The organism is Streptococcus sp. Marseille-P6264 (assembly GCF_902460355.1).
GTDB lineage: Bacteria > Bacillota > Bacilli > Lactobacillales > Streptococcaceae > Streptococcus.
In genome coordinates this window covers 658,105-679,184 of record NZ_CABPTO010000001.1, presented here as the reverse complement: position 1 = coordinate 679,184, position 21,080 = coordinate 658,105, and the positions used below count along the sequence as shown (strand labels likewise).

General features: G+C 43.7%; 18 protein-coding genes, 1 pseudogene and 1 riboswitch. Of the genes and pseudogenes, 16 read left to right on the top strand and 3 right to left on the bottom strand.

Annotated features, from left to right (window positions below; all coding sequences use genetic code 11):
- The first annotated feature begins 43 nt into the window (after window positions 1-43).
- The 3 genes and pseudogenes from FZ941_RS03425 to FZ941_RS03415 all read left to right on the top strand — a co-directional run bounded on the left by FZ941_RS03425 (window position 44) and on the right by FZ941_RS03415 (window position 3,086).
- Window positions 44-225 (top strand): annotated as a pseudogene (locus tag FZ941_RS03425) (PspC domain-containing protein).
- A 71-nt stretch (window positions 226-296) separates the two neighbouring features.
- Window positions 297-2,594, top strand: a complete 2,298-nt coding sequence (locus FZ941_RS03420; protein WP_148886853.1) for a DNA translocase FtsK — start codon at window positions 297-299, stop codon at window positions 2,592-2,594.
- Between the two features lie 105 nt (window positions 2,595-2,699).
- Window positions 2,700-3,086, top strand: coding sequence for a VOC family protein (locus FZ941_RS03415; RefSeq protein ID WP_148886852.1), 387 nt, complete (start codon window positions 2,700-2,702; stop codon window positions 3,084-3,086).
- A 107-nt stretch (window positions 3,087-3,193) separates the two neighbouring features.
- Here FZ941_RS03415 and FZ941_RS03410 read toward each other — a convergent pair whose 3' ends face one another.
- The gene (locus FZ941_RS03410) at window positions 3,194-3,541 is read right to left on the bottom strand and encodes a DUF3397 domain-containing protein (RefSeq protein ID WP_148886851.1); all 348 of its coding nucleotides are present in this window, start codon (window positions 3,539-3,541) and stop codon (window positions 3,194-3,196) included.
- Window positions 3,542-3,690: 149 nt separating this feature from the next.
- On the opposite strand from FZ941_RS03410, the gene rplK reads away from it, so the two are divergent.
- From rplK to FZ941_RS03370, 8 genes are all read left to right on the top strand, one after another.
- Entirely contained in the window at window positions 3,691-4,116 is a 426-nt protein-coding gene (gene rplK / locus FZ941_RS03405; protein ID WP_001085808.1) for a 50S ribosomal protein L11, read from the top strand.
- 96 nt (window positions 4,117-4,212) lie between these two features.
- Window positions 4,213-4,902 carry a 50S ribosomal protein L1 gene (rplA, locus tag FZ941_RS03400; RefSeq protein WP_001085675.1) on the top strand — a complete coding sequence of 230 codons (690 nt, stop codon included), beginning with the start codon at window positions 4,213-4,215 and terminating at the stop codon, window positions 4,900-4,902.
- Window positions 4,903-5,030: 128 nt separating this feature from the next.
- Window positions 5,031-6,482: an APC family permease gene (locus FZ941_RS03395; protein ID WP_148886850.1), complete on the top strand. Its 1,452-nt coding sequence runs from the start codon at window positions 5,031-5,033 to the stop codon at window positions 6,480-6,482.
- A 308-nt stretch (window positions 6,483-6,790) separates the two neighbouring features.
- A complete protein-coding gene (locus FZ941_RS03390) occupies window positions 6,791-7,726 on the top strand; it encodes a manganese-dependent inorganic pyrophosphatase (protein WP_062004654.1) in 936 nt (311 codons plus the stop codon).
- Window positions 7,727-7,811: 85 nt separating this feature from the next.
- Window positions 7,812-8,324, top strand: coding sequence for a YiiX/YebB-like N1pC/P60 family cysteine hydrolase (locus tag FZ941_RS03385; RefSeq protein WP_148886849.1), 513 nt, complete (start codon window positions 7,812-7,814; stop codon window positions 8,322-8,324).
- Complete coding sequence (locus FZ941_RS03380; protein ID WP_148886848.1) at window positions 8,317-8,970, top strand: DUF1803 domain-containing protein; 654 nt, start codon at window positions 8,317-8,319, stop codon at window positions 8,968-8,970. Before FZ941_RS03385 ends, FZ941_RS03380 begins: the two co-directional genes overlap by 8 nt.
- Window positions 8,971-9,066: 96 nt before the next feature.
- Window positions 9,067-9,267, top strand: coding sequence for a CsbD family protein (locus FZ941_RS03375; RefSeq protein ID WP_148886847.1), 201 nt, complete (start codon window positions 9,067-9,069; stop codon window positions 9,265-9,267).
- 141 nt (window positions 9,268-9,408) lie between these two features.
- Window positions 9,409-10,158 carry a CPBP family intramembrane glutamic endopeptidase gene (locus FZ941_RS03370; protein WP_148886846.1) on the top strand — a complete coding sequence of 250 codons (750 nt, stop codon included), beginning with the start codon at window positions 9,409-9,411 and terminating at the stop codon, window positions 10,156-10,158.
- Window positions 10,159-10,183: 25 nt separating this feature from the next.
- On the opposite strand, the gene FZ941_RS03365 is transcribed toward FZ941_RS03370, so the two are convergent.
- Window positions 10,184-11,629, bottom strand: a complete 1,446-nt coding sequence (locus tag FZ941_RS03365; protein WP_148886845.1) for a UDP-N-acetylmuramoyl-L-alanyl-D-glutamate--L-lysine ligase — start codon at window positions 11,627-11,629, stop codon at window positions 10,184-10,186.
- A gap of 86 nt (window positions 11,630-11,715) precedes the next feature.
- Here FZ941_RS03365 and FZ941_RS03360 point away from each other — a divergent pair, with 86 nt between their 5' ends.
- The 5 genes from FZ941_RS03360 to mgtA all read left to right on the top strand — a co-directional run bounded on the left by FZ941_RS03360 (window position 11,716) and on the right by mgtA (window position 19,541).
- Complete coding sequence (locus FZ941_RS03360) at window positions 11,716-13,344, top strand: polysaccharide biosynthesis protein (RefSeq protein WP_148886844.1); 1,629 nt, start codon at window positions 11,716-11,718, stop codon at window positions 13,342-13,344.
- A 150-nt stretch (window positions 13,345-13,494) separates the two neighbouring features.
- The gene (locus FZ941_RS03355; protein ID WP_148886843.1) at window positions 13,495-14,589 is read left to right on the top strand and encodes a cystathionine gamma-synthase; all 1,095 of its coding nucleotides are present in this window, start codon (window positions 13,495-13,497) and stop codon (window positions 14,587-14,589) included.
- 1 nt (window position 14,590) lies between these two features.
- Complete coding sequence (locus FZ941_RS03350; protein WP_148886842.1) at window positions 14,591-15,757, top strand: MalY/PatB family protein; 1,167 nt, start codon at window positions 14,591-14,593, stop codon at window positions 15,755-15,757.
- Window positions 15,758-15,809: 52 nt separating this feature from the next.
- Window positions 15,810-15,965, top strand: a riboswitch (M-box (ykoK) riboswitch).
- A 146-nt stretch (window positions 15,966-16,111) separates the two neighbouring features.
- On the top strand, window positions 16,112-16,723 hold the full coding sequence (locus FZ941_RS03345; protein ID WP_005592160.1) for a glutathione S-transferase family protein: 612 nt from the start codon (window positions 16,112-16,114) through the stop codon (window positions 16,721-16,723).
- 157 nt (window positions 16,724-16,880) lie between these two features.
- Window positions 16,881-19,541: a magnesium-translocating P-type ATPase gene (gene mgtA, locus FZ941_RS03340; protein ID WP_148886841.1), complete on the top strand. Its 2,661-nt coding sequence runs from the start codon at window positions 16,881-16,883 to the stop codon at window positions 19,539-19,541.
- A 69-nt stretch (window positions 19,542-19,610) separates the two neighbouring features.
- Here the strand turns inward: mgtA and zwf are convergent, their stop codons facing one another.
- Window positions 19,611-21,074, bottom strand: coding sequence for a glucose-6-phosphate dehydrogenase (gene zwf, locus FZ941_RS03335; RefSeq protein ID WP_148886840.1), 1,464 nt, complete (start codon window positions 21,072-21,074; stop codon window positions 19,611-19,613).
- Between the last annotated feature and the right edge of the window lie 6 nt (window positions 21,075-21,080).

The following is a 21,080-nucleotide window of genomic DNA, read 5'->3' as shown; positions in this document are numbered from 1 at the left end:
GCGTTTGATAAAAATTTGTCGTTCGTTTGAAGGGGGCTTGATTATGGCAAGACGTTTAACAAGAAGTGCTGATGATAAAATCATTGCGGGAGTTTGCTCCGGCCTAGCTGGTATTTTAATATAGATCCGGTCATCATCCGTGTCATCTGGGGAGTCTCCTTTTTCGCTTATGGGATTGGACTTCTTCCCTACCTCATTTTCTGGTTGATTTTGCCAGAAGAATAAAGCGGAAACTAGTTGCAAAAGGCAGCTAGTTTTCTCTTTAGAAGATCTTAAAATATGGTATAATGAAAGTTATGGCAAATAAGAAAAATACAAGAAACAGTCGGACTACGAGAAGGCCGACAAAAGCGGAATTAGAAAGACAGAAAGCGATTCGACGTATGATAGTCACCTTTGTTTTGGCTATCGCTTTGTTGTTTGCTGCTTTGAAGCTGGGGGCTTTTGGCGTCACCATTTATAACTTAATTCGGGTTCTGGTAGGGAGTCTGGCTTATGTGGCGATTCTAGCTGCCTTGTTTTATCTCTTTTTCTTTAAGTGGCTGCACAAACATGAGGGAAAGATTTCTGGCTTTATCAGCTTTTTCTTAGGACTCAGCTTAATTTTTCAAGCCTATTTTGTTCATGTTTTGCATTTGAAAGGGCAGGTTTTATCCACTACGCTTACGCGAGTCCTGACAGATTTGATGGCCTTTAAAGTTACCTCATTTGCTGGTGGGGGACTGATTGGGGCGGCTCTTTATGCTCCGATTTCTTTTCTCTTTTCAAATATCGGTTCTTATTTTATCGGGCTGCTCCTGATTTTGCTGGGGGCCCTGCTCATGAGTCCATGGTCGCTTTATGATCTTGCTGAGAAATTTAGCGTGGCTTTCCAAAATTGGAGAGAAAAAGAGGAAGAAAAACGTCAGCTCCGTTTTCTTGAGCAGGAGGAGAAAGCTGCACAGGCAGCTATGCAAGCCATTGAGGTAGAGCAGGCAGAAGCTGAAGTGGATCCTGAAACGGGAGAGATTCTAGATGCCGAGGACTTGTCCTATTCGCCTATGGACTTTGACGAGGCGGACTATGCTGAAGAGGGAAACTATAATCCTCATGAGCCGCTAGACTTTGACCGAGACGAGGAAATAGAAGAAGCAGAGGCGGACGTAGAGGTAGATTTTACGACCAAAGAAAGTCTAGATTATAAATTACCGACCATCAATCTCTTTGCGCCTGACAAGCCTAAGAACCAGACTAAAGAAAAGCGGATTGTCCGAGAAAACATCAAGATTTTGGAAGAAACATTTGCTAGTTTTGGGATTAAGGTTACTGTTGAGCGGGCTGAAATCGGGCCTTCTGTCACCAAGTACGAGGTTAAGCCAGCTGTCGGCGTTCGGGTCAATCGGATCTCCAATCTGGCGGATGACTTGGCTCTCGCTCTTGCTGCCAAAGATGTGCGGATTGAGGCACCAATTCCTGGGAAGTCTCTTGTCGGGATCGAAGTGCCCAACTCTGAAATTGCGACCGTGACCTTCCGAGAACTTTGGGAGCAGTCTAAGACGGATGCTAGTAAGCTCTTAGAAATCCCTCTAGGAAAAGCTGTCAACGGCTCTGTCCGTTCTTTTGACTTGGCTAAGATGCCCCATCTCTTGGTGGCGGGCTCTACTGGATCTGGTAAATCTGTGGCCGTCAACGGTATTATTGCCAGCATTCTCATGAAAGCCAGACCGGATGAAGTCAAGTTTATGATGGTGGATCCTAAGATGGTGGAGCTGTCCGTTTATAATGACATTCCCCACTTGCTTATCCCCGTTGTGACCAATCCTCGCAAGGCCAGCCGCGCTCTGCAGAAGGTCGTGGACGAGATGGAAAACCGCTATGAACTCTTCTCCAAGGTCGGTGCCCGTAATATTGCCGGCTACAATGCTAAAGTAGCCGAGTACAATGCCCAATCAGAATACAAGCAGGTGCCCCTGCCTTTAATCGTCGTCATCGTGGACGAGCTGGCTGACCTCATGATGGTGGCCAGCAAGGAAGTGGAAGACGCTATTATACGTCTGGGACAAAAAGCGCGTGCGGCTGGGATTCACATGATTCTGGCTACCCAGAGGCCATCTGTAGATGTTATCTCGGGCTTAATCAAGGCCAATGTCCCCTCTCGGATTGCCTTTGCTGTGTCTAGTGGGACAGATAGCCGGACCATTCTGGATGAGAATGGAGCGGAAAAGCTTTTGGGACGTGGCGATATGCTCTTTAAGCCGATTGATGAAAATCATCCAGTCCGTCTGCAGGGCTCCTTTATCTCAGATGAAGATGTAGAGCGAATCGTAGCTTTTGTCAAGAATCAAGCTGAAGCTGACTATGATGATAATTTTGATCCTGGCGAAGTATCTGAAAGTGATTTGGATACTGGCGGGGGCGATGATGAAGGCGATCCTCTCTTTGAGGAAGCCAAGGCCTTGGTTATCGAGACTCAGAAAGCCAGCGCCTCTATGATCCAGCGGCGACTCTCGGTCGGCTTTAATCGGGCTACTCGTCTCATGGAAGAGCTGGAAGCAGCAGGCGTTATCGGGCCGGCCGAAGGAACCAAGCCGAGAAAAGTGTTGCAGACAAGTTAAACATTTTCCCGAGCAGTTGGTTAACAAGAATAATATCCTGAAAATACAAATCTGCCAGCAGTTAGCCGGCAGATTTTCTCTACTGAGGAATGAAAGGAAACAGTTATGAAACTAGATAGCATTCACCATATTGCGATTATTGGCCATGATTATGACAAGACTAAGGATTTTTATGTAGAAAAGCTGGGCTTTGACATGCTGGATGAGCACCATCGCCCCGACAAGCAGGACATTCTCTTTAATGTCCGCAAGGGAAATTTGACGCTGGAAATTTTCATCAAGGAAGAGGCTCCCAAGAGGCCAGCCTTGCCAGCTCCAGAGCATACTGGATTGCGACATCTGGCCTTCCGAGTGACGGATGTCGAAGAAACGCTAGCGGAATTTGACCGATTGGAGATTCCCCATACCGAATTGCGCTATGACGACTTTGACGGCCGTAAGATGGCTTTCTTCTTTGATCCCGATGGCCTGCCTCTAGAGATTCATGAATAAGACTAAGAGAATCGGAAGGTCTTCGTTTCTCAACAGAAGAATGACTCGTAAGATGCGCGTATGAAAAAACCATCGGTCAGTACAGACCGATGGGTTGTGGTTTACATTTATAAAAAGAGGGCGATGACCATGGCTAGGTACATAAAGAAAGTCAAGATAAAACCAGCCCGCCAGAAGAATTTAAAGAACTTAGGATAGTAGAAAGTCCGTTTTTTTCTAAGAAAATAGGCTGTGATGGCAATAGCTAGGCCAGACAAGACGAATAATAGGTGAGGCAAAAGACTATGGTAGAAGGCCTTGTCTGAAATGATATAAAACTCCATGGCAAAAAAAGGGAAAGCCAAATCTGCAAAATTCAAGCCAAATTTTCTTAGCTTGAAGACCTTCACCGCGATAATCGATAAGATAAGTGTTAAAAAGATAAATAATACAGAAGCAATTTTTAATAATACCATGTAACCATTTTACCATAAAAACGAGAAAATATAAGAATTTTTCTTGCATTTTGAAAAGATTAGTGTATAATAGAAAAGTATGCAAAAAGCATACTTGTGGGAGGTAAAAATCTCTAATTACCGCCAAAACCACAAAGGAGGATTTAAAAATGGCTAAAAAAGTCGAAAAACTTGTAAAATTGCAAATCCCTGCTGGTAAAGCTACTCCAGCTCCACCGGTTGGACCTGCTCTTGGTCAAGCTGGTATCAACATCATGGGATTCACAAAAGAGTTCAACGCTCGTACAGCTGACCAAGCTGGTATGATCATTCCAGTTGTTATCTCAGTATACGAAGACAAATCATTTACTTTCGTTACAAAGACACCACCAGCTGCTGTTCTTTTGAAAAAAGCTGCAGGTGTTGAAAAAGGATCAGGTACACCTAACAAAACGAAAGTTGCTACAGTTACTCGTGCACAAGTACAAGAAATTGCAGAAACTAAGATGCCAGATTTGAACGCAGCAAACATTGAGTCTGCAATGCGTATGATCGAAGGTACTGCTCGTTCTATGGGATTCACTGTTGTTGACTAATCAATAACACCCCAATATAACCCGCAAGACTTCATCATTTCGAGAAGTGACGTGGGAGATGAAAATCGATTGAACCACTTACAAGGAGAATAGAAAATGGCTAAAAAAAGCAAACAACTTCGTGCTGCACTTGAGAAAATCGACAGCACAAAAGCATACAGCGTAGAAGAAGCTGTAGCACTTGCAAAAGAAACTAACTTTGCAAAATTCGACGCAACTGTAGAAGTTGCTTACAACTTGAACATCGACGTTAAAAAAGCTGACCAACAAATCCGTGGCGCAATGGTATTGCCAAACGGTACTGGTAAAACTTCACGCGTTCTTGTTTTTGCACGTGGTGCAAAAGCTGAAGAAGCAAAAGCTGCAGGTGCAGACTTTGTTGGTGAAGATGACCTTGTTGCAAAAATCAACGACGGTTGGTTGGACTTCGACGTAGTTATCGCTACACCTGACATGATGGCTCTTGTTGGACGTCTTGGACGTGTCCTTGGACCACGTAACTTGATGCCAAACCCTAAAACTGGTACTGTAACAATGGATGTTGCTAAAGCAGTTGAAGAGTCTAAAGGTGGTAAGATCACTTACCGTGCTGACCGTGCAGGTAACGTTCAAGCAATCATCGGTAAAGTATCATTTGAAGCTGAAAAATTGGTTGAAAACTTCAAAGCGTTCAACGAAACAATCCAAAAAGCAAAACCAGCTACAGCTAAAGGAACTTACGTAACAAATTTGACTATCACAACTACTCAAGGTGTTGGTATCAAGGTTGATGTGAACTCACTTTAAGAATAGAATTTGAGCTACCTACGGGTAGCTCTTTTTTTGGACAAAATATGCTGAAGACGGTTACAAAAATATAAAAACATGGTATAATTTTATGTAGCTATTTATTTTATATTCAAAGGAGATGAATGATGAAAAAAGATCAGAACCAGCTGACTTGGCTGATGGTGTCCCTGATTGCCTTTAATATGGTTTGGGGTCTGGGAAATGTGGTCAACAACTACTCCCAACAAGGGATTTCGGTCGTTGTTTCTTGGATTCTTATCCTGGCCATTTACTTTATTCCTTATGCCCTCATCGTGGGGCAGCTAGGCTCGACTTTCAAGGAAAGCGGAGGTGGTGTCAGCGACTGGGTGGAGAAGACTTCTACCAAGCGCTTGGCTTATTTTGCGGCTTGGACTTACTGGGTCGTACATATCCCCTATCTGGCTCAAAAGCCGCAGGGAGTTTTGATTCCTTTAGGTTGGGCTATCCAAGGCAATGGCGATTTTTTGAGCAGCTTGGATTTTCATTGGATTGTTATTCTTAGCTTGCTGATCTTCGGTGCCTTCCTCTACTTGTCCACCAAAGGGCTGTCCACACTTAAGGTGATTGGGGGCTTAGCCGGAAGTGCCATGCTGATTATGTCCTTCCTCTTTGTTCTCTTAGCGGTTGGCGCGCCTTTTATCAAGCCGGACATGCAGTTTGCGACGGCTAATATGGACAAACTCAGCACTTATATTCCTAATTTTGATTTTTCATATTTTACGACTATCTCGCTCTTGGTCTTTGCAGTCGGTGGGGCTGAGAAAATCTCGCCTTACGTTAATCAGACTCGCAATCCAGCCAAGGAATTTCCAAAAGGAATGATCATCATGGCCATCATGGTTGGGGCCTCTGCGATTTTAGGCTCTCTAGCTATGGGTATGCTTTTTGATGGCAGCAATATTCCTGAAGACTTGATGCGCAATGGTGCCTACCAAGCCTTCCAAATGCTGGGTAACTACTGGGGTGTGGGCAATGTGCTAGTCGTTATCTATGCCCTGACTAATATGGTCGGACAGATCGCGGCCTTAGCTTTCTCTATTGATGCCCCTCTACAAATCTTGCTAAATAATGCTGATGAAGAATTTGTTCCGAGCTGGCTACGCAAGCGGACATCAAAAGGTGTGTTGATTAACGGTTACATCTTGACTGGGATTTTGGTCAGCTTCTTGATTATCCTGCCTATCTTTGGAATCAAAGAAATTGATGGCCTAGTTAAATGGATGACCAATCTTAACTCTATCGTTATGCCCATGCGTTATCTCTGGGTATTTGTGGCTTATATGCTGCTCAATAAAGCTTGGAAGAAGTACAAAGATGCAGAGTACAAGTTTACCAAAAATCCAAAAGTTGGCTTTGCTATTGGAGCTTGGTGCTTCCTCTTCACAGCCTTTGCTTGTATTTTAGGAATGGTTCCTAAGGTAGACTACGCAGCGGATCCAGCAGGTTGGCGCTTCTCTCTGATGACAAATATCTTGACGCCGATTGTCTTGATTAGTTTGGGAGTCATCTTGCCTATTTTGGCTAAGCGTGAGAAAAGACAGTCGCTTAAGCAATAGTGATAATTGTCGATATCCTCAAATTGATAAATTTTTCAGTCCTATCTTATGATAGGGCTGTTTTTTAGGAAAAAATTCCTTTCATAGGAAATAAAAATGATAAGGCAAGTATTTCTTATGGGGACTTTCATCAGAGATGATACTTGTATCGACGGTTAAGATTGGATGATTATTTTGAATGTTCAGCTTAGCCCTCTGTTGCAAAGCTACAATTTTTCTCAAGAAAATATCCTTCTCCTTTTGTGAAATACCCATAATTGTGGTAAAATAAGTGGAATAAATATTATTAAAAACAAAGAGGTATTATCATGTCTAAGATTCTAGTATTTGGTCATCAAAATCCAGACTCAGATGCCATCGGCTCATCTGTAGCCTTTGCTTATCTTGCAAAGACAGCTTACGGTTTGGATACAGAAGCAGTAGCTCTTGGGACTCCAAATGAAGAAACAGCCTTTGTCTTGAACTATTTTGGTGTAGAAGCACCCCGCGTGATTACATCTGCTAAAGCAGAAGGTGCAGAGCAAGTTATCTTGACTGACCATAATGAATTCCAACAATCTGTTTCAGATATTGCTGAAGTGGAAGTTTATGGCGTTGTGGATCACCACCGTGTAGCTAATTTTGAAACTGCAAGCCCACTTTACATGCGTTTGGAGCCAGTTGGATCAGCATCTTCTATCGTTTATCGTATGTTTAAAGAACACGGTGTGGCAGTTCCTAAAGAGCTTGCTGGTTTGATGTTATCTGGTTTGATTTCAGATACACTTCTCTTGAAATCTCCAACGACACACCCAAGTGATAAGGATATTGCTCCTGAGCTGGCTGAGTTAGCCGGTGTGAACTTGGAAGAATACGGTCTTGCTATGCTTAAGGCTGGTACAAACTTGGCAAGCAAGTCTGCAGAAGAATTGATTGACATTGATGCCAAGACTTTTGAATTGAACGGAAATAATGTCCGTGTAGCACAAGTCAACACTGTAGATATTGCTGAAGTTTTGGAACGCCAAGCAGAGATAGAGGCAGCAATGCAAGCGGCTATTGCAGCAAATGGCTATTCTGACTTTGTTTTGATGATTACAGACATCGTTAACTCAAACTCAGAAATCCTTGCAATTGGCGCAAACATGGATAAGGTCGAAGCAGCCTTTAACTTCAAACTTGAAAATAACCATGCCTTCTTGGCTGGTGCTGTTTCGCGTAAGAAACAAGTGGTGCCTCAGTTAACTGAAAGTTTTAATGCTTAATTTCCTGAGTGACAGCTCAAAATAGGAAACACTTGTTTCCCCCCATGTAAAGGAGTTTCGGCTCCTTTTTTGATAGACGAGAGAAATGAAGATTCAAGATTTACAAAATGGTGATCTGCTGTTCACAGTCGGGCAATCGGATATGGCAGCAGCAATTCGGACAGCGACGGGCTCTTATAGTCATGTGGGCATCTTCTTTGATGGTGAGATTTACCATGCGACGCAGGACAAGGGAGTGAACCATCAGCTCTTGAGCCAGCTTTTGGATGAAGAGGACACCTATCATGTCTTTGCTTATCCAGAGATAGATGTCTCTGCCGCCTTTAAAGAAGCCAAATCCCATCTGGGCAAGCCCTATAATGCTAGTTTCTATCCTGAGAGCGAGGGCTTTTACTGTTCGGAATATATTGCTCAGATTTTGCCAATTTTTGAGACCATTCCCATGCAGTTTGGAGATGAGGAAAACCTGATTTCTAATTTTTGGCAAGTTTACTATGAGGAATTGGGCTTAGCAGTGCCCGTAGGACATCCTGGAACAAATCCCAGTCAGTTGGCTCAGTCAGCCAAGCTCATTTTTAAAGGAGAGCTCTATGATTAAAATTCTCAATCCGACTCGGCTGACACGACAGCCCTTATTTGAAAAACTAATCAATTATCTGGATCAGCATAATGATGTGATTCTACGAGAAATCAAACGTGAATTGTCGGGCTTTCCCAATCTAGATCGCTTCATAGAGGAATGTATCAAGGCGGGCTATATTCGGCGGGAAAATAAGCGCTATTATCAGCAGGTTACGCTTCTGGACAATCTAGAAAATCTAGCTTTGGATCAGGAAGTCTTTATTCGAGATGATAGTCCGATCTATCAGGAATTTTTGGATTTGCGCTTTGAAACTCGGCTTGCGAATCAAACAAACGCCGCTATTTTACTGGAAAAGACCGATTTTCAAAGGGATCAGCTGACCCTGTCCAATTATTTCTATAAAATGCAGCATCAGTATCCGCTATCTGAGGCACAGCAGCCTCTCTATGCTGTCTTGGGAGATGTGAATCCAGAGTATGCCCTCAAGTATATGACGACTTTCCTCCTCAAGTATGTCCGCAAGGATGAGCTCATGCAGAAGCGTCGCGATATTTTTGTTGATAGTCTGGTGATTTTAGGTTATATTCGTCAGAATGAGGCTGGTAAGTATGAGTTGCAGGCTAGCTTTGACAAGGAGCGCCTAGTGTTCCAATTGGACTGATGTGTTGCCAATGAGCAGAATAATTGACCTTTGCCTAGAAAAGTCTTAAAGTACTGTAAACGGTATCAAAGACCGAAAAAGAATGGAGGCAGATTTATGTCACTAGAAGATAAACTCAATCAAGCCAAAGGCGCTCTCAAAGAAGGCCTTGGCAAAGTTACTGGCGATAGCAAGACAGAAGCAGAAGGTTCAGTCGAAAAAACAGTTGCTAAAGCTAAGGAAGTTGTAGAAGATGCAAAAGGAGCTGTCGAGGGAGCAGTAGAAGGTTTGAAAAACTCCTTCAAGAAAGAAGACTAAAATCAGAGGCTGGGATAATCGTATCTCAGCCTTGCTTCTTTCCTCCCTGTTTTCAAATGAGGGAAAAATTAGATAAACTGCTCTGTCAATTTATCTTATTCTGTGCTATAGTAATATATAGAATCTGGGAAAGGAATATGGATGACGATGTTGAAAAAAATCTATCCCGAGCAACCACTGGAGAACCTTAGATGGTTCGATATGTTGATTTTAGCCGCCATTATGTTTGGTCAATTTATTTACTCCTCAACAGTAAATTGGCTCACCACGATTAGCTCTGTGGGACAAGCAATCCTGCCGAGACCAGAGGATGAAAGTTTTGCCTTATTGAGCAATTTGAAATTGCAAGTTTTCCTGCTGGTGCTGGCTCTGCTCTATCTGGGAATCCGTCATTATGATTTCAAACAGCTGAAACTACGCTTGTCTTGGTCCATTCTGTGGGCGCCCTTAATTTTTGCGGTTGTCGGTCTGACTTCTGATGTAATAGCGGCCTTAGTCGGTTCCTATAATTATTTTGACTTAGAAATCTTGCAGCATATCGACTGGACCTTTGTCGAAGTTTTTCGCAAACTCGCTGCCTTGGGACCTGTCGTCATTCTCTATTCTCTCTTCAATGGTGTCTATGAGGAATTCTTTTTCTTGGGCTTGCTCACATCAGTAAAAGAAGAAAGCAAATGGTGGGTTTTAGCCTTTTCAACACTAGTTCGCTTTTCAGTCCATACCTATCAGGGGCTAGTCTCTGCTTTTCTGATTGGCGTGGTCTTCGGTCTGTTCTATTATTTCTTTTATAAATACAAGGTTAAAAACTTGCTGCCTTTCTTTTTGTCACATGCCTTTGCAGATATGGTAGGCAGCAGCTTGCTCTATGTCTTAGTGATGTGGAATGGATAATAAAAAAGGACTTGAAAGTCCTTTTTTATATGTATTTTTCTGCCAGTGCATAATCACCGGGATAAGGAACCTTTTGGTCATTGATGATTTGGTAAGCATCCGCTCCCTTGCCAGCAAGGATGACTGCATCGCCTTCAGCACTAGTCAGGCTGAGGGCTTTTTTGATCGCTTCCTCTCGGTCAGCAATCATGTCCACTTCAAAGGAGATGTAGCTAGCAATTTCTTTTGCGATAGCAATCGGATCTTCACGATTTGGATCATCTGCGGTCAAAATAACTTTGATTTCAGGATGCTGGTTGAGTAGGAGACCAAAGTCCTTGCGTCGACTTTCTCCCTTATTGCCAGTAGCTCCTAGTACAAGAACGGTCTGCCCTTTTTGATGTTCTTGTACGACGGACAGCAACTTAGCCAAACTGTCGCCATTGTGAGCATAGTCCACGAAGACCTTGGCACCGTTTGACTGGGTCAAGACCTCCATGCGCCCCGGCACTCGTGTCTGGGCAATACCAGCTTGAATATCTTTCAAAGAAGCTCCAAGTCTTAGGCAGGCTAGGCCAGTAGCGATGGCATTTTCTTGATTGAAGCGACCAATCAGCTGGATATCGTAGGAACCAGCCAACTTTCCTTGCGCTTCAAAGGAGAAGGCTTGCGATTGCTGAATATTGTTGACGGAGTCTGCTCCATAGAAATCGTGTTCCATAGAAGCGACTTGCTCTTTTACGATTTGGAAATGGTCCATGCCGCTATTGACGACAACAGCTCGGCTATTGTCCATCAAGAGTCGTTTGTGGTAGAAGTAGTCTTCAAAAGTCGGATGCTCAATCGGGCCGATGTGGTCAGGGCTGATATTGAGGAAGACACCTACATCAAAGGTCAGGCCGTAGACCCGCTTTTTAAGATAGGCCTGGCTGGAGACTTCCATGATGAGATGGGTACGACCATTGGCTACAGCTTGAGCCATCATCTCAAAGAGGTCTAAACTTTCAGGAGTTGTCAAGGTTGATTTAAAGAAAGTTTCACCGTCCAAGGTGGTGTTCATAGTAGAAAGCAGGGCTGGTTTGTGGCTTTGTTTTAAAATATTATAAGCGAAATAAGCCGATGTGGTCTTGCCCTTGGTACCAGTGAAGGCCAAAAGTTTGAGTTTTTGCTCTGGATGACCATAAAATTCCATAGCAATGAGGCTCATGGCTTGTTTGATGTCATTGACCAGAAGCACTGGAATTCCGACTTCGAAATCAGTTTCACTCAGGTAAAACCCTAACCCAGCTGCTACAGCCTTCTCTAAAAATTCCCGCTTGAAATGCTCGCCCTTGACAAAAAAGAGGGTTCTGCTATCAGCCTTACGACTATCATAGCTAATCTTGTCAAAGGTTAAGCCCCGATAGTTGAAGTGGTAGCGTCCATCAGCGATGATTTCACGAAAATTCTGGTCTTTTTTTAAAATATCTAGTATAGTTTCAATTTTTATCATATCTCTATTGTAAACCTAAAGGCTATGTTTTACAAGAGGCAAGGAAAAGTTTATAATAAAAGAAGAATAAATGGAAGAGGTTTTCTATGAGCCAAGAAACAACGAGTCAGCAGCAGCAAATGCTAAGGGGCACTGCCTGGCTGACTGCTAGTAATTTTATCAGCCGCCTTCTCGGGGCTGTCTATATCATTCCTTGGTACATCTGGATGGGACAGCATGGGGCGGAGGCCAATGGTCTCTTTACCATGGGTTACAATATCTATGCTTGGTTCCTGCTGGTTTCCACAGCAGGAGTGCCAGTGGCTGTGGCCAAGCAGGTTGCTAAGTACAATACCATTGACAAGAAAGAGCATAGCTTTGCTCTCATTCGAGAGTTTCTCAAGTTCATGTTGGCATTGGGACTGATCTTTGCAGGCATCATGTACTTGATGGCACCGACTTTCGCCTCCATATCTGGTGGCGGATCGGATCTAATTCCAGTCATGCAGAGCTTGTCTTGGGCCGTGCTAATTTTCCCGTCCATGAGTGTCATCCGAGGCTTTTTCCAAGGGTTTAACAATTTGAAACCGTATGCCATCAGCCAGATTTCGGAGCAGATGATTCGGGTGATCTGGATGCTGCTGACAGCTTATTTCATTATGAAAATTGGTTCAGGCGACTATGTTGAGGCTGTGACCCAGTCTACTTTTGCCGCCTTTGTCGGGATGCTGGCAAGTATGCTCGTTTTACTTTTCTATCTAGCAAAAACGGGTATGCTGCGCTCTATCTTGAGAAAGCCAAAAAAATCTGCGGGAATTAGTAGCCGTTCTCTCCTCTGGGATACGATACGAGAAGCTATTCCCTTCATCATTACAGGCTCTGCCATTCAGCTTTTCCAGATCATTGACCAAGCGACCTTTATCAATATCATGACCCAGATTAGCGACTACACGAAATCAGAGCTCTTGGTGCAGTTCGCCTACTTCTCAGCTAATCCGAATAAAATCACCATGATTTTAATTGCGGTGGCAACTTCTATCGGTGGTGTCGGAATTCCTCTCTTGACCGAAAATTATGTCAAGGGTGACTTTCGCTCAGGCGCTCGCCTAGTGCAAGATAATCTTAGCATGTTGCTCTTCTTTATCTTTCCGACAACGGTGGGAGCGGTCATGGTAGCCAGTCCACTTTATACCATTTTTTATGGTAAGCCCGATAGTCTGGCATTGGGGCTCTTCATCTGCGCCATGCTGCAAACCATCATTCTCAGCACTTATACAGTTCTGGCTCCGATGATTCAGGCCCTATTCCAAAATAAGAAGGCCATTCTCTACTTCTTTTATGGGGTTCTTGTCAAGCTCAGTCTGCAGGTGCCGATGATCAATCTCTTCCATGCTTATGGTCCCTTGATTTCAACGACCGTCGGTCTTTTACTGCCAATCTTCTTCATGTTTAGAGAAATTCGCAAGGTTGTTGGCTTGAATCCTAAGAACCTTTTGAAGCGTCTGCTCTTGAGTATGATTCTCACAATTGCCATGGTGATCTTGGTTCTGCTTGTCGAGTATCTACTAAGCTTTATCTTCCAGCCAACTAATCGGATGTACAGCTTTATCTATGTCGCTGCCGTTGGAGGAGTAGGAATGATCGTCTACATCCTACTTTCCCTCAAGGTTCGTCTCATAGACCGTTTTATCGGACAAAAGGCAGATAGTTTACGCCAACGATTAAGAATGAAATAAGAAACGAAGAGTCGTTCAGCGACTCTTTTTTTATGAATTATTACTCTATAGTTTCAGACTATAGCTAGCTCTTGAAAAGAAAAAAGCTCAAGACTTTCTTAAGATGTTACAATAGAAAGGTAGAATATTTTAAAAAAGAGGAACGGTTAAATGGAGAGAGAACGGAAATTAAATACTTTGTTGGCTCAAGCGGGAGTAAAAACAGACACAACAACGGGTGCCTTAACAACCCCCTTGCATTTTTCAACGACCTACCAGCATCCTGAGTTTGGCCAGTCCACAGGATATGACTATACTCGAACCAAGAATCCAACGCGGGTTAGCTTGGAAGAGACCCTGGCTGCTATCGAAAGTGCAGATTACGCCTTAGCGACTAGCTCAGGTATGTCGGCTATTGTGCTGGCCTTTAGTGCTTTTCCAGTCGGCAGCAAGGTTTTGGCTGTTCGGGACCTTTATGGTGGCTCTTTCCGCTGGTTTGCCCAGGCTGAAGCAGAAGGGCGCTTTGCCTTTACCTATGCCAATACGGAAGAAGATCTTCTGAATAATCTGACAGAGGATATAGATATTGTCTATATCGAGACACCGACCAATCCTCTGATGGTGGAGTTTGATATTGCCCGTATTTCCCAAGCGGCGCACGAGCGAGGAGCAGCTGTCATTGTGGACAATACCTTCTACAGTCCTATTTACCAAAGACCGCTGGAGGATGGAGCTGATCTTGTCCTACACTCTGCAACTAAGTATCTGGGCGGGCACAATGATGTCTTAGCTGGAGCTATCATGACCAATGATGCTGCCATCTATGATAAGCTTTTCTATAATCTCAATACAACTGGAGCAGTCCTATCTCCATTTGATAGCTACATGCTTTTGCGCGGGCTCAAGACCTTGTCTCTCCGCATGGAGCGCTCTACTCAGAATGCACAAGAAGTAGTTGCATTTTTGAAGTTATCTCCTGCGGTAAGAGAAGTTCTTTATCCAGGTAAGGGCGGCATGATTTCCTTTAAAGTTGTGGATGAAAGCAAGATTCCTCATCTCTTAAATAGCCTGAAAGTCTTTACCTTTGCGGAAAGTTTGGGTGGCGTGGAGAGCTTGATTACCTATCCAACGACCCAGACTCACGCGGACATTCCTGTTGAAGTGCGCCATTCCTATGGCTTGACTGATGATTTGCTGCGCCTGTCGATTGGCATTGAGGACAGTCGGGATTTAGTAGACGATTTGCGCGCAGCCTTGGAGGACTAGTATGGGAAATTATAACTTCGAAACAGCACCCAGTCGGATTGGTCAGCATACTTATAAATGGAAAGAGGCGGAGAAAGACAGTCAAGTCCTGCCAGCCTGGATTGCGGACATGGATTTTGAAGTCCTGCCTGAAATCCAGCAAGCTGTTCATGATTACGCTGATCAGTTAGTCTATGGCTATACCTATGCTAGTGAGGAGTTGATCAATGCCGTTCTAGCTTGGGAGCGGGATGAGCATGGCTACACATTTGACCAGGAAGCCTTGGTCTTTATCGAGGGAGTTGTTCCTGCTATTTCGACGGCTATCCAAGCCTTTACAGATGAAGGCGATGCCGTTCTGATCAATACCCCTGTTTACCCGCCTTTTGCTCGCAGTGTCAAGCTCAATAATCGTCGGTTGATTACTAATTCCTTGATAGAACAGGACGGTCTCTTTCAGATTGACTTTGAGCAGCTGGAGCAGGACATCGTAAACAATGAAGTTAAGATTTACGTGCTTTGCAATCCGCATAATCCTGGCGGTCGAGTTTGGGAAGAGGACGTTTTAGAGAAGATTGGTCGTCTCTGCCAAAAGTACGGTGTTCTCGTAGTTTCAGATGAGATTCACCAAGATTTGACACTGTTTGGACATAAACATCAGTCTTTCAATACTGTTTCTCCTGACTTTAAGGACTTTAGCCTGATTCTAGCCAGTGCGACTAAAACTTTTAATATTGCTGGAACTAAAAATTCCTATGCAGTGATTGAGAATCCTAGCCTGCGGCAGCAGTTTCAAAAGCGCCAACTGGCCAATAACCAGCATGAAATTTCGGGTCTTGGATTTTTAGCGACGGAAGCTGCCTATCGTTATGGTAAAGCTTGGTTGACGGAGCTCAAGGCTGTCTTGGAAGAAAATATTGATTTTGTTGTTGATTATTTTACTAAGGAAGCACCAGAACTGCGGGTCATGAAACCTCAAGGAACTTATCTGGTTTGGCTGGACTTTTCAGCTTATGGGCTGACAGATGACCAGCTTTTCCACTTGATTCGAGAAGAGGCTAAGGTTGTCCTGAATCGGGGAAGTGATTTTGGTCAAGAGGGCAAAGGACATGCTCGTCTCAATACAGCTGCGCCGAAGGCCATGATTAAAGAGCTTTGTCGACGAATTGCGGAAGTTTTACCAAAATAAAATAAAAATAGCTCTCTTTATTGACAATCTTTCTAAAGAGGAGTATAGTAATAGTGTCAATCGGTAGGTGAGGCTACCATAGGGATACGGATGACTACCGCAAAGCAGTGGAGACACTACTCGTTGGTCAACAGTCCTGATCGCAAAGGTCAAGACTAAGCTCATTTCATCGCCTTATGGAGTTAAAGCTTGAACGGTGAATGCTTGTTTTATCTGTGTTTAAAACAATGAAGCGAATAACCTGACATGCAAACAACCCTGCCTAGAATTGGCAGGGTCTTCTTTTTGCCTGAATGCATTTTAAGAATGCAAATAGTTAATAGCTCACCTCTTAAAAAAGAAGGAGGAATAGTAATGAAATTATGGTATTCTAGTACCAGTCCTTTTGCGCGTAAAGTCTATGCCACAATTTTACATCATCATTTAGAGGAGCAAGTGGATATTCAGAAAGTTCAGGTGGCTTTCGACAAAAATTCACCGCATAATCAAGATAATCCTTTGGGTAGAATTCCTGCTTTTCAAGCTTCCAATGGAGAATGGCTATATGGTAGCGATTTAATTTCTCAATATTTAGACGAGCTAGGTCAGGAAACTCCTCTTTTTCCTAATGGGATAGAGAAGTGGCACGTTTTAAACATACTGTCCGTTGCTGAAGGGATTTTGGAAAACACAATGCCGATGGTTGCGGAAAAAATTTTTCATGAAAAAGAGCATTGGTGGAAAGACAGACATCAGCAAATTGAAGAGAGAAATGTCCGGAGTCTGGCCTTATTAGAGAAATTGGCTACTGAGCAGGGACTTTCTTTAAATATTGCAACAATCCAAGTAGTTGCTCTTGTAGATTGGTGGAATTTACGTGAAGAAGTCATTGGATTTTCTTTGAGAGACAATTTTCCTGACTTGCAAGAATGGACCCAGAAGATGAATGCTGCTTTTGATGTCTTGCAGGCATCTTGGGATTATTAACTACATTTATAAGCTAAGAAAGGAGAAGTACGATGCAAATTGACGATCATCCGGAACCGCACATACACAGCCAATCACTGATTTGTGTCGTTCTGTCCTTATAAAGTGATTGGTCCCTGTGTATGAAAATTATCAATCATACATAAAGGAGAAACCAATGAAAACAGTAAAAGAAAGATTAGTTGCAGCTTTGCAGCTTCCTGTAAAAGAAACTTTGGCATTTTACAAGACTTCCTTTCGTGGCTTGACAGAAGAGCAAGTCGAAGAAAATCGTGACCTCTATGGTGAAAATGTCATCACAAAGGGTCAGGAAGACTCTATTTTCAAGAAGATTTACGAGTCTATCATTAACCCCTTTACAGTCATCCTATTAGTGATTGCTCTGGTGTCCTTAGTGACCAATGTCTGGCTGGCCAAGCCCGGTGAGGAAGATCCGACGACTTCCATCATTATTGTCGTTCTGGTCTTGATTTCTGGAGGCATTCGTTTTGTTCAGGAATTGCGGAGCGACCGCGCTGCTAGCAATCTATCTCGACTGATTGTCAACACAGCTACGGTTATCCGAGAAGGAGAAGAGCAGGAACTTCCGATTGATGAGCTTGTTGTAGGAGACATCATCAAGCTTAGTGCTGGAGACATGATTCCCGCAGATGTCTTGCTGCTGGATTCACGTGATTTCTTTGTTCAGCAGTCTGGACTGACAGGGGAAAGTGATGCGGTAGAAAAGATCTGTCTGGCCAAGGCGGATGGGCAAAATCTCGATAGCCTTTTAGAGACAGAATCATTGGCCTTCATGGGAACTAACGTTATTTCCGGAAGAGCTACGGCTCTGGTGCTGGTGGTTGGTGATGAGACTATGATGGGAGCTATTGAGCAGACGCTAAATACCTACGATGAGCCGACCTCTTTTGAGCGCGAGATGAATAGTATTTCCTGGCTCTTGATTCGTCTGATGCTGGTCATGGTGCCAGTTGTCTTCTTCATCAACGGTCTGACAGACGGCGACTGGTTGGAAGCAGGTGTCTTTGCCCTCAGCGTTGGAGTCGGCCTGACGCCAGAAATGCTGCCTATGATTATCACGGCGAGCTTGGCTAAAGGTTCTATTATTATGGCTCAGGAAAAGGTCGTGATTAAAAAGCTGAATGCCATCCAAGACCTAGGAGCTATTGATATCCTTTGTACGGATAAGACGGGGACACTGACCCAGGACGAGATTGTTTTAGAATACCCGCTGGATATTCATGGTGATTTGGACTTGGCAGTGCTCCGTCGAGCATTTCTCAATTCCTACTATCAAACTGGTCTCAAAAATCTTATGGATCGGGCCATTATCAACCGGACGGAGAAAGAAGCAGAAAAGCATGAGATTGTCCGTGATTTAGACCAAACCTTTAAGAAAATTGATGAACTGCCCTTTGACTTTGAACGTCGTCGCATGAGCGTCATCGTCAAGGATGATGAGGACGTTATCAGCATGGTAACCAAGGGGGCCTTGGAAGAAATGCTGGCCATCTCTAGCTATGTAGAATACAAGAATCGCATTACAGAACTGACTGAGGAGATCCGTCAGGAAATCCTTGCGGAAGTGGCTCAACTTAATGAGCAAGGATTGCGCGTGCTTGGTGTTAGCTACAAATCAGACCTAGAAGAAGATTATGAGTATGAAGTGAAGGATGAGTCCGATATGATTTTGACGGGCTATCTAGCCTTTCTAGATCCACCTAAGTCATCTGCGGCACCAGCTATTGAAACTTTGGCTGAGTACGGCGTTGCTACTAAGATTTTGACGGGTGATAATGATAAGGTAACCCAGGCGGTTTGTGAAAAGGTTGGCTTAGATGTAGATAATATCTTGCTAGGTGTAGAGGTAGATGCTTTATCTAATGAGGAATTGAGTCAGGCAGTGGAGAACACGACAGTCTTTGCCAAGCTCTCACCTGACCAAAAAGCACGGATCATTCTCCAACTCAAGGCTAATGGTCACAAGGTTGGCTACATGGGGGATGGCATCAACGATGCGCCTTCTATGAAGGTGGCAGATGTGGGGATTTCTGTTGATACGGCAGTCGATATAGCCAAGGAAACAGCAGATGTCATTTTGCTGGACAAGGATCTCATGGTTCTGGAGAAAGGGCTGGTAGAAGGTCGCAAGGTCTATGCCAACATGACCAAGTATATCAAGATGACGGTCAGTTCCAACTTTGGGAATATCTTTTCTCTCCTCTTTGCCAGTATCTTTTTGCCATTTCTTCCTATGGCACCAGTTCATCTGATTGTCCTCAATCTAGTTTATGATTTGTCTTGTATCGCTTTGCCCTTTGATAATGTAGATAGTGAATTTCTCAAGAAGCCTCATATTTGGTCAGCTAGCTCTATTACCCGTTTTATGGCTTGGATCGGGCCTATCTCATCCGTTTTTGATGTTTTGACTTATCTGGTGCTTTACTTTATCATCGTGCCTATGATCACAGGAGGCAGCTATCAAGCTGGTACTGAACAGGCAGTGACCTTTATCACTCTTTTCCAAACAGGCTGGTTCATTGAGTCTATGTGGACCCAGACCATGGTCATCTACATGCTACGCTCGCCTAAACTGCCTTTTGTGCAAAGCCGTCCTGCTTTGTCTGTCATTGTTACGACCATGGCGGCTGCGCTCTTTGTTACTTCCTTGCCATATAGCCTCTTTGCGTCAGTTCTGAAGACTGCCCCGCTCAATGGCACCTATTTCCTTTGCCTTTTCTTGATTATTGTGCTTTATATGGTTAGTGTAACCCTTGTGAAAGGCCTTTATATCAAGCGTTACAAGGAATGGCTGTAATAGAAGGGCTAGCAGATGTTTAAGAATTATAAAAAAGATTGGAAAATTTTCCAATCTTTTTTGTATGTATTATTCTTTATCAGGTTGCCATTGCCAGTTTGCTCCAAATTGGGCGAGTAACTCGAAGGAGGCTTCTGGTCCCATAGATCCGACAGGATATTCATGGAGTAGCACTTGATTTTGGCTCCAGAGTTCTTCGATGCGATCGATGAGCTCCCAGCTGGCTTTTACTTCGTCCCAATGGCTGAAATTAGTTGAGTCGTTATTAAGGACATCAAAAATTAGTTTTTCATAAGGATCTGGAGAAGCTCCTGAAGCTGTGGCATCTGTTCGATAATCCAATGAGATGGGAGCTAGATTAAAGAGTTCTCCAACTTCCTTGCCATTAAGGCTGAGTGAAATCCCCTCGGTTGGCTGGATATAGATGGTTAGGACATTTGGTTTGAGAGGCTCACCAAAGATGGAGTCCATTTGCTTGAAGACGATATTGACATGGGTGCCTTTTTTGGTGAGGCGCTTCCCTGTTCGGAAGAAGAAAGGAACGTCACGGAAGCGGTCGCTATCAATGAAGAAAGCACCAGAGGCAAAGGTCTCAGTAGTAGACTCAGGATTGACATTTGGTTCGCTACGGTAAGAAATATATTTTCGACCGTTGATTTTGCCAGACTTGTACTGGCCACGAATGAAGAAGCGTTTCAAATCTTCTTCGCTTGGCTGAACAAGGCGTTCAAAGACCTTGACCTTTTCTGCACGGATATCGTCTTTGGTAAAGCTTTTTGGCTTATCCATGGCTAATAAGGAGAGGAGTTGCAAGGTATGGTTTTGCACCATATCACGGAGGGCACCGGATTGATCATAGTAGCCACCGCGTTCTTCAACTCCCAACTTTTCAGCAAAGGTAATCTGCACATTATCAATGTATTGGCGGTTCCATACATTTTCAAACAGCAGATTAGCAAAGCGGATGGCAAAAATCTTTTGAATCATTTCCTTGCCCAGATAGTGGTCGATACGGAAAATCTGTTCTTCGTCAAAGGTAGCCAGTAGATCTTCGTTGAGCTTGCTGGCAGTTGCCAAATCTGTCCCAAAAGGTTTTTCGACAATCAGGCGTTCAAATCCTTTTCCATCAACGATTTGCTCAGACTTGAGATGCTTAGCAATGGTTCCGAAAAATTGTGGCGCCATAGAAAGGAAGAAGAGTTTATTATTTTCTGCCTGGTATTGCTCATTGAGCTTGTTTTGCAGCTTGCGCAATTCGATATAATGCTCAGTATCTTGCACGTCATGGCTTTGATAATAAAAGTGGCTAGCGAACTCTTGAGCCTGTTCGGCACTGTCGGCTAGGTCTGAGATTGACTCGACAACGACCGACTCGAAATATTCCTTGCTCCAAGGTCTGCGGGCAGTTCCGATTACGGCAAAATGTTGCGAAAGATTGCCAGATTTATAAAGTCGAAAGAGGGAAGGATAAAGTTTTCTTTGAGCCAAGTCTCCGCTGGCACCGAAAATTGTAATAATAACTTTTGAAGACATGAGATC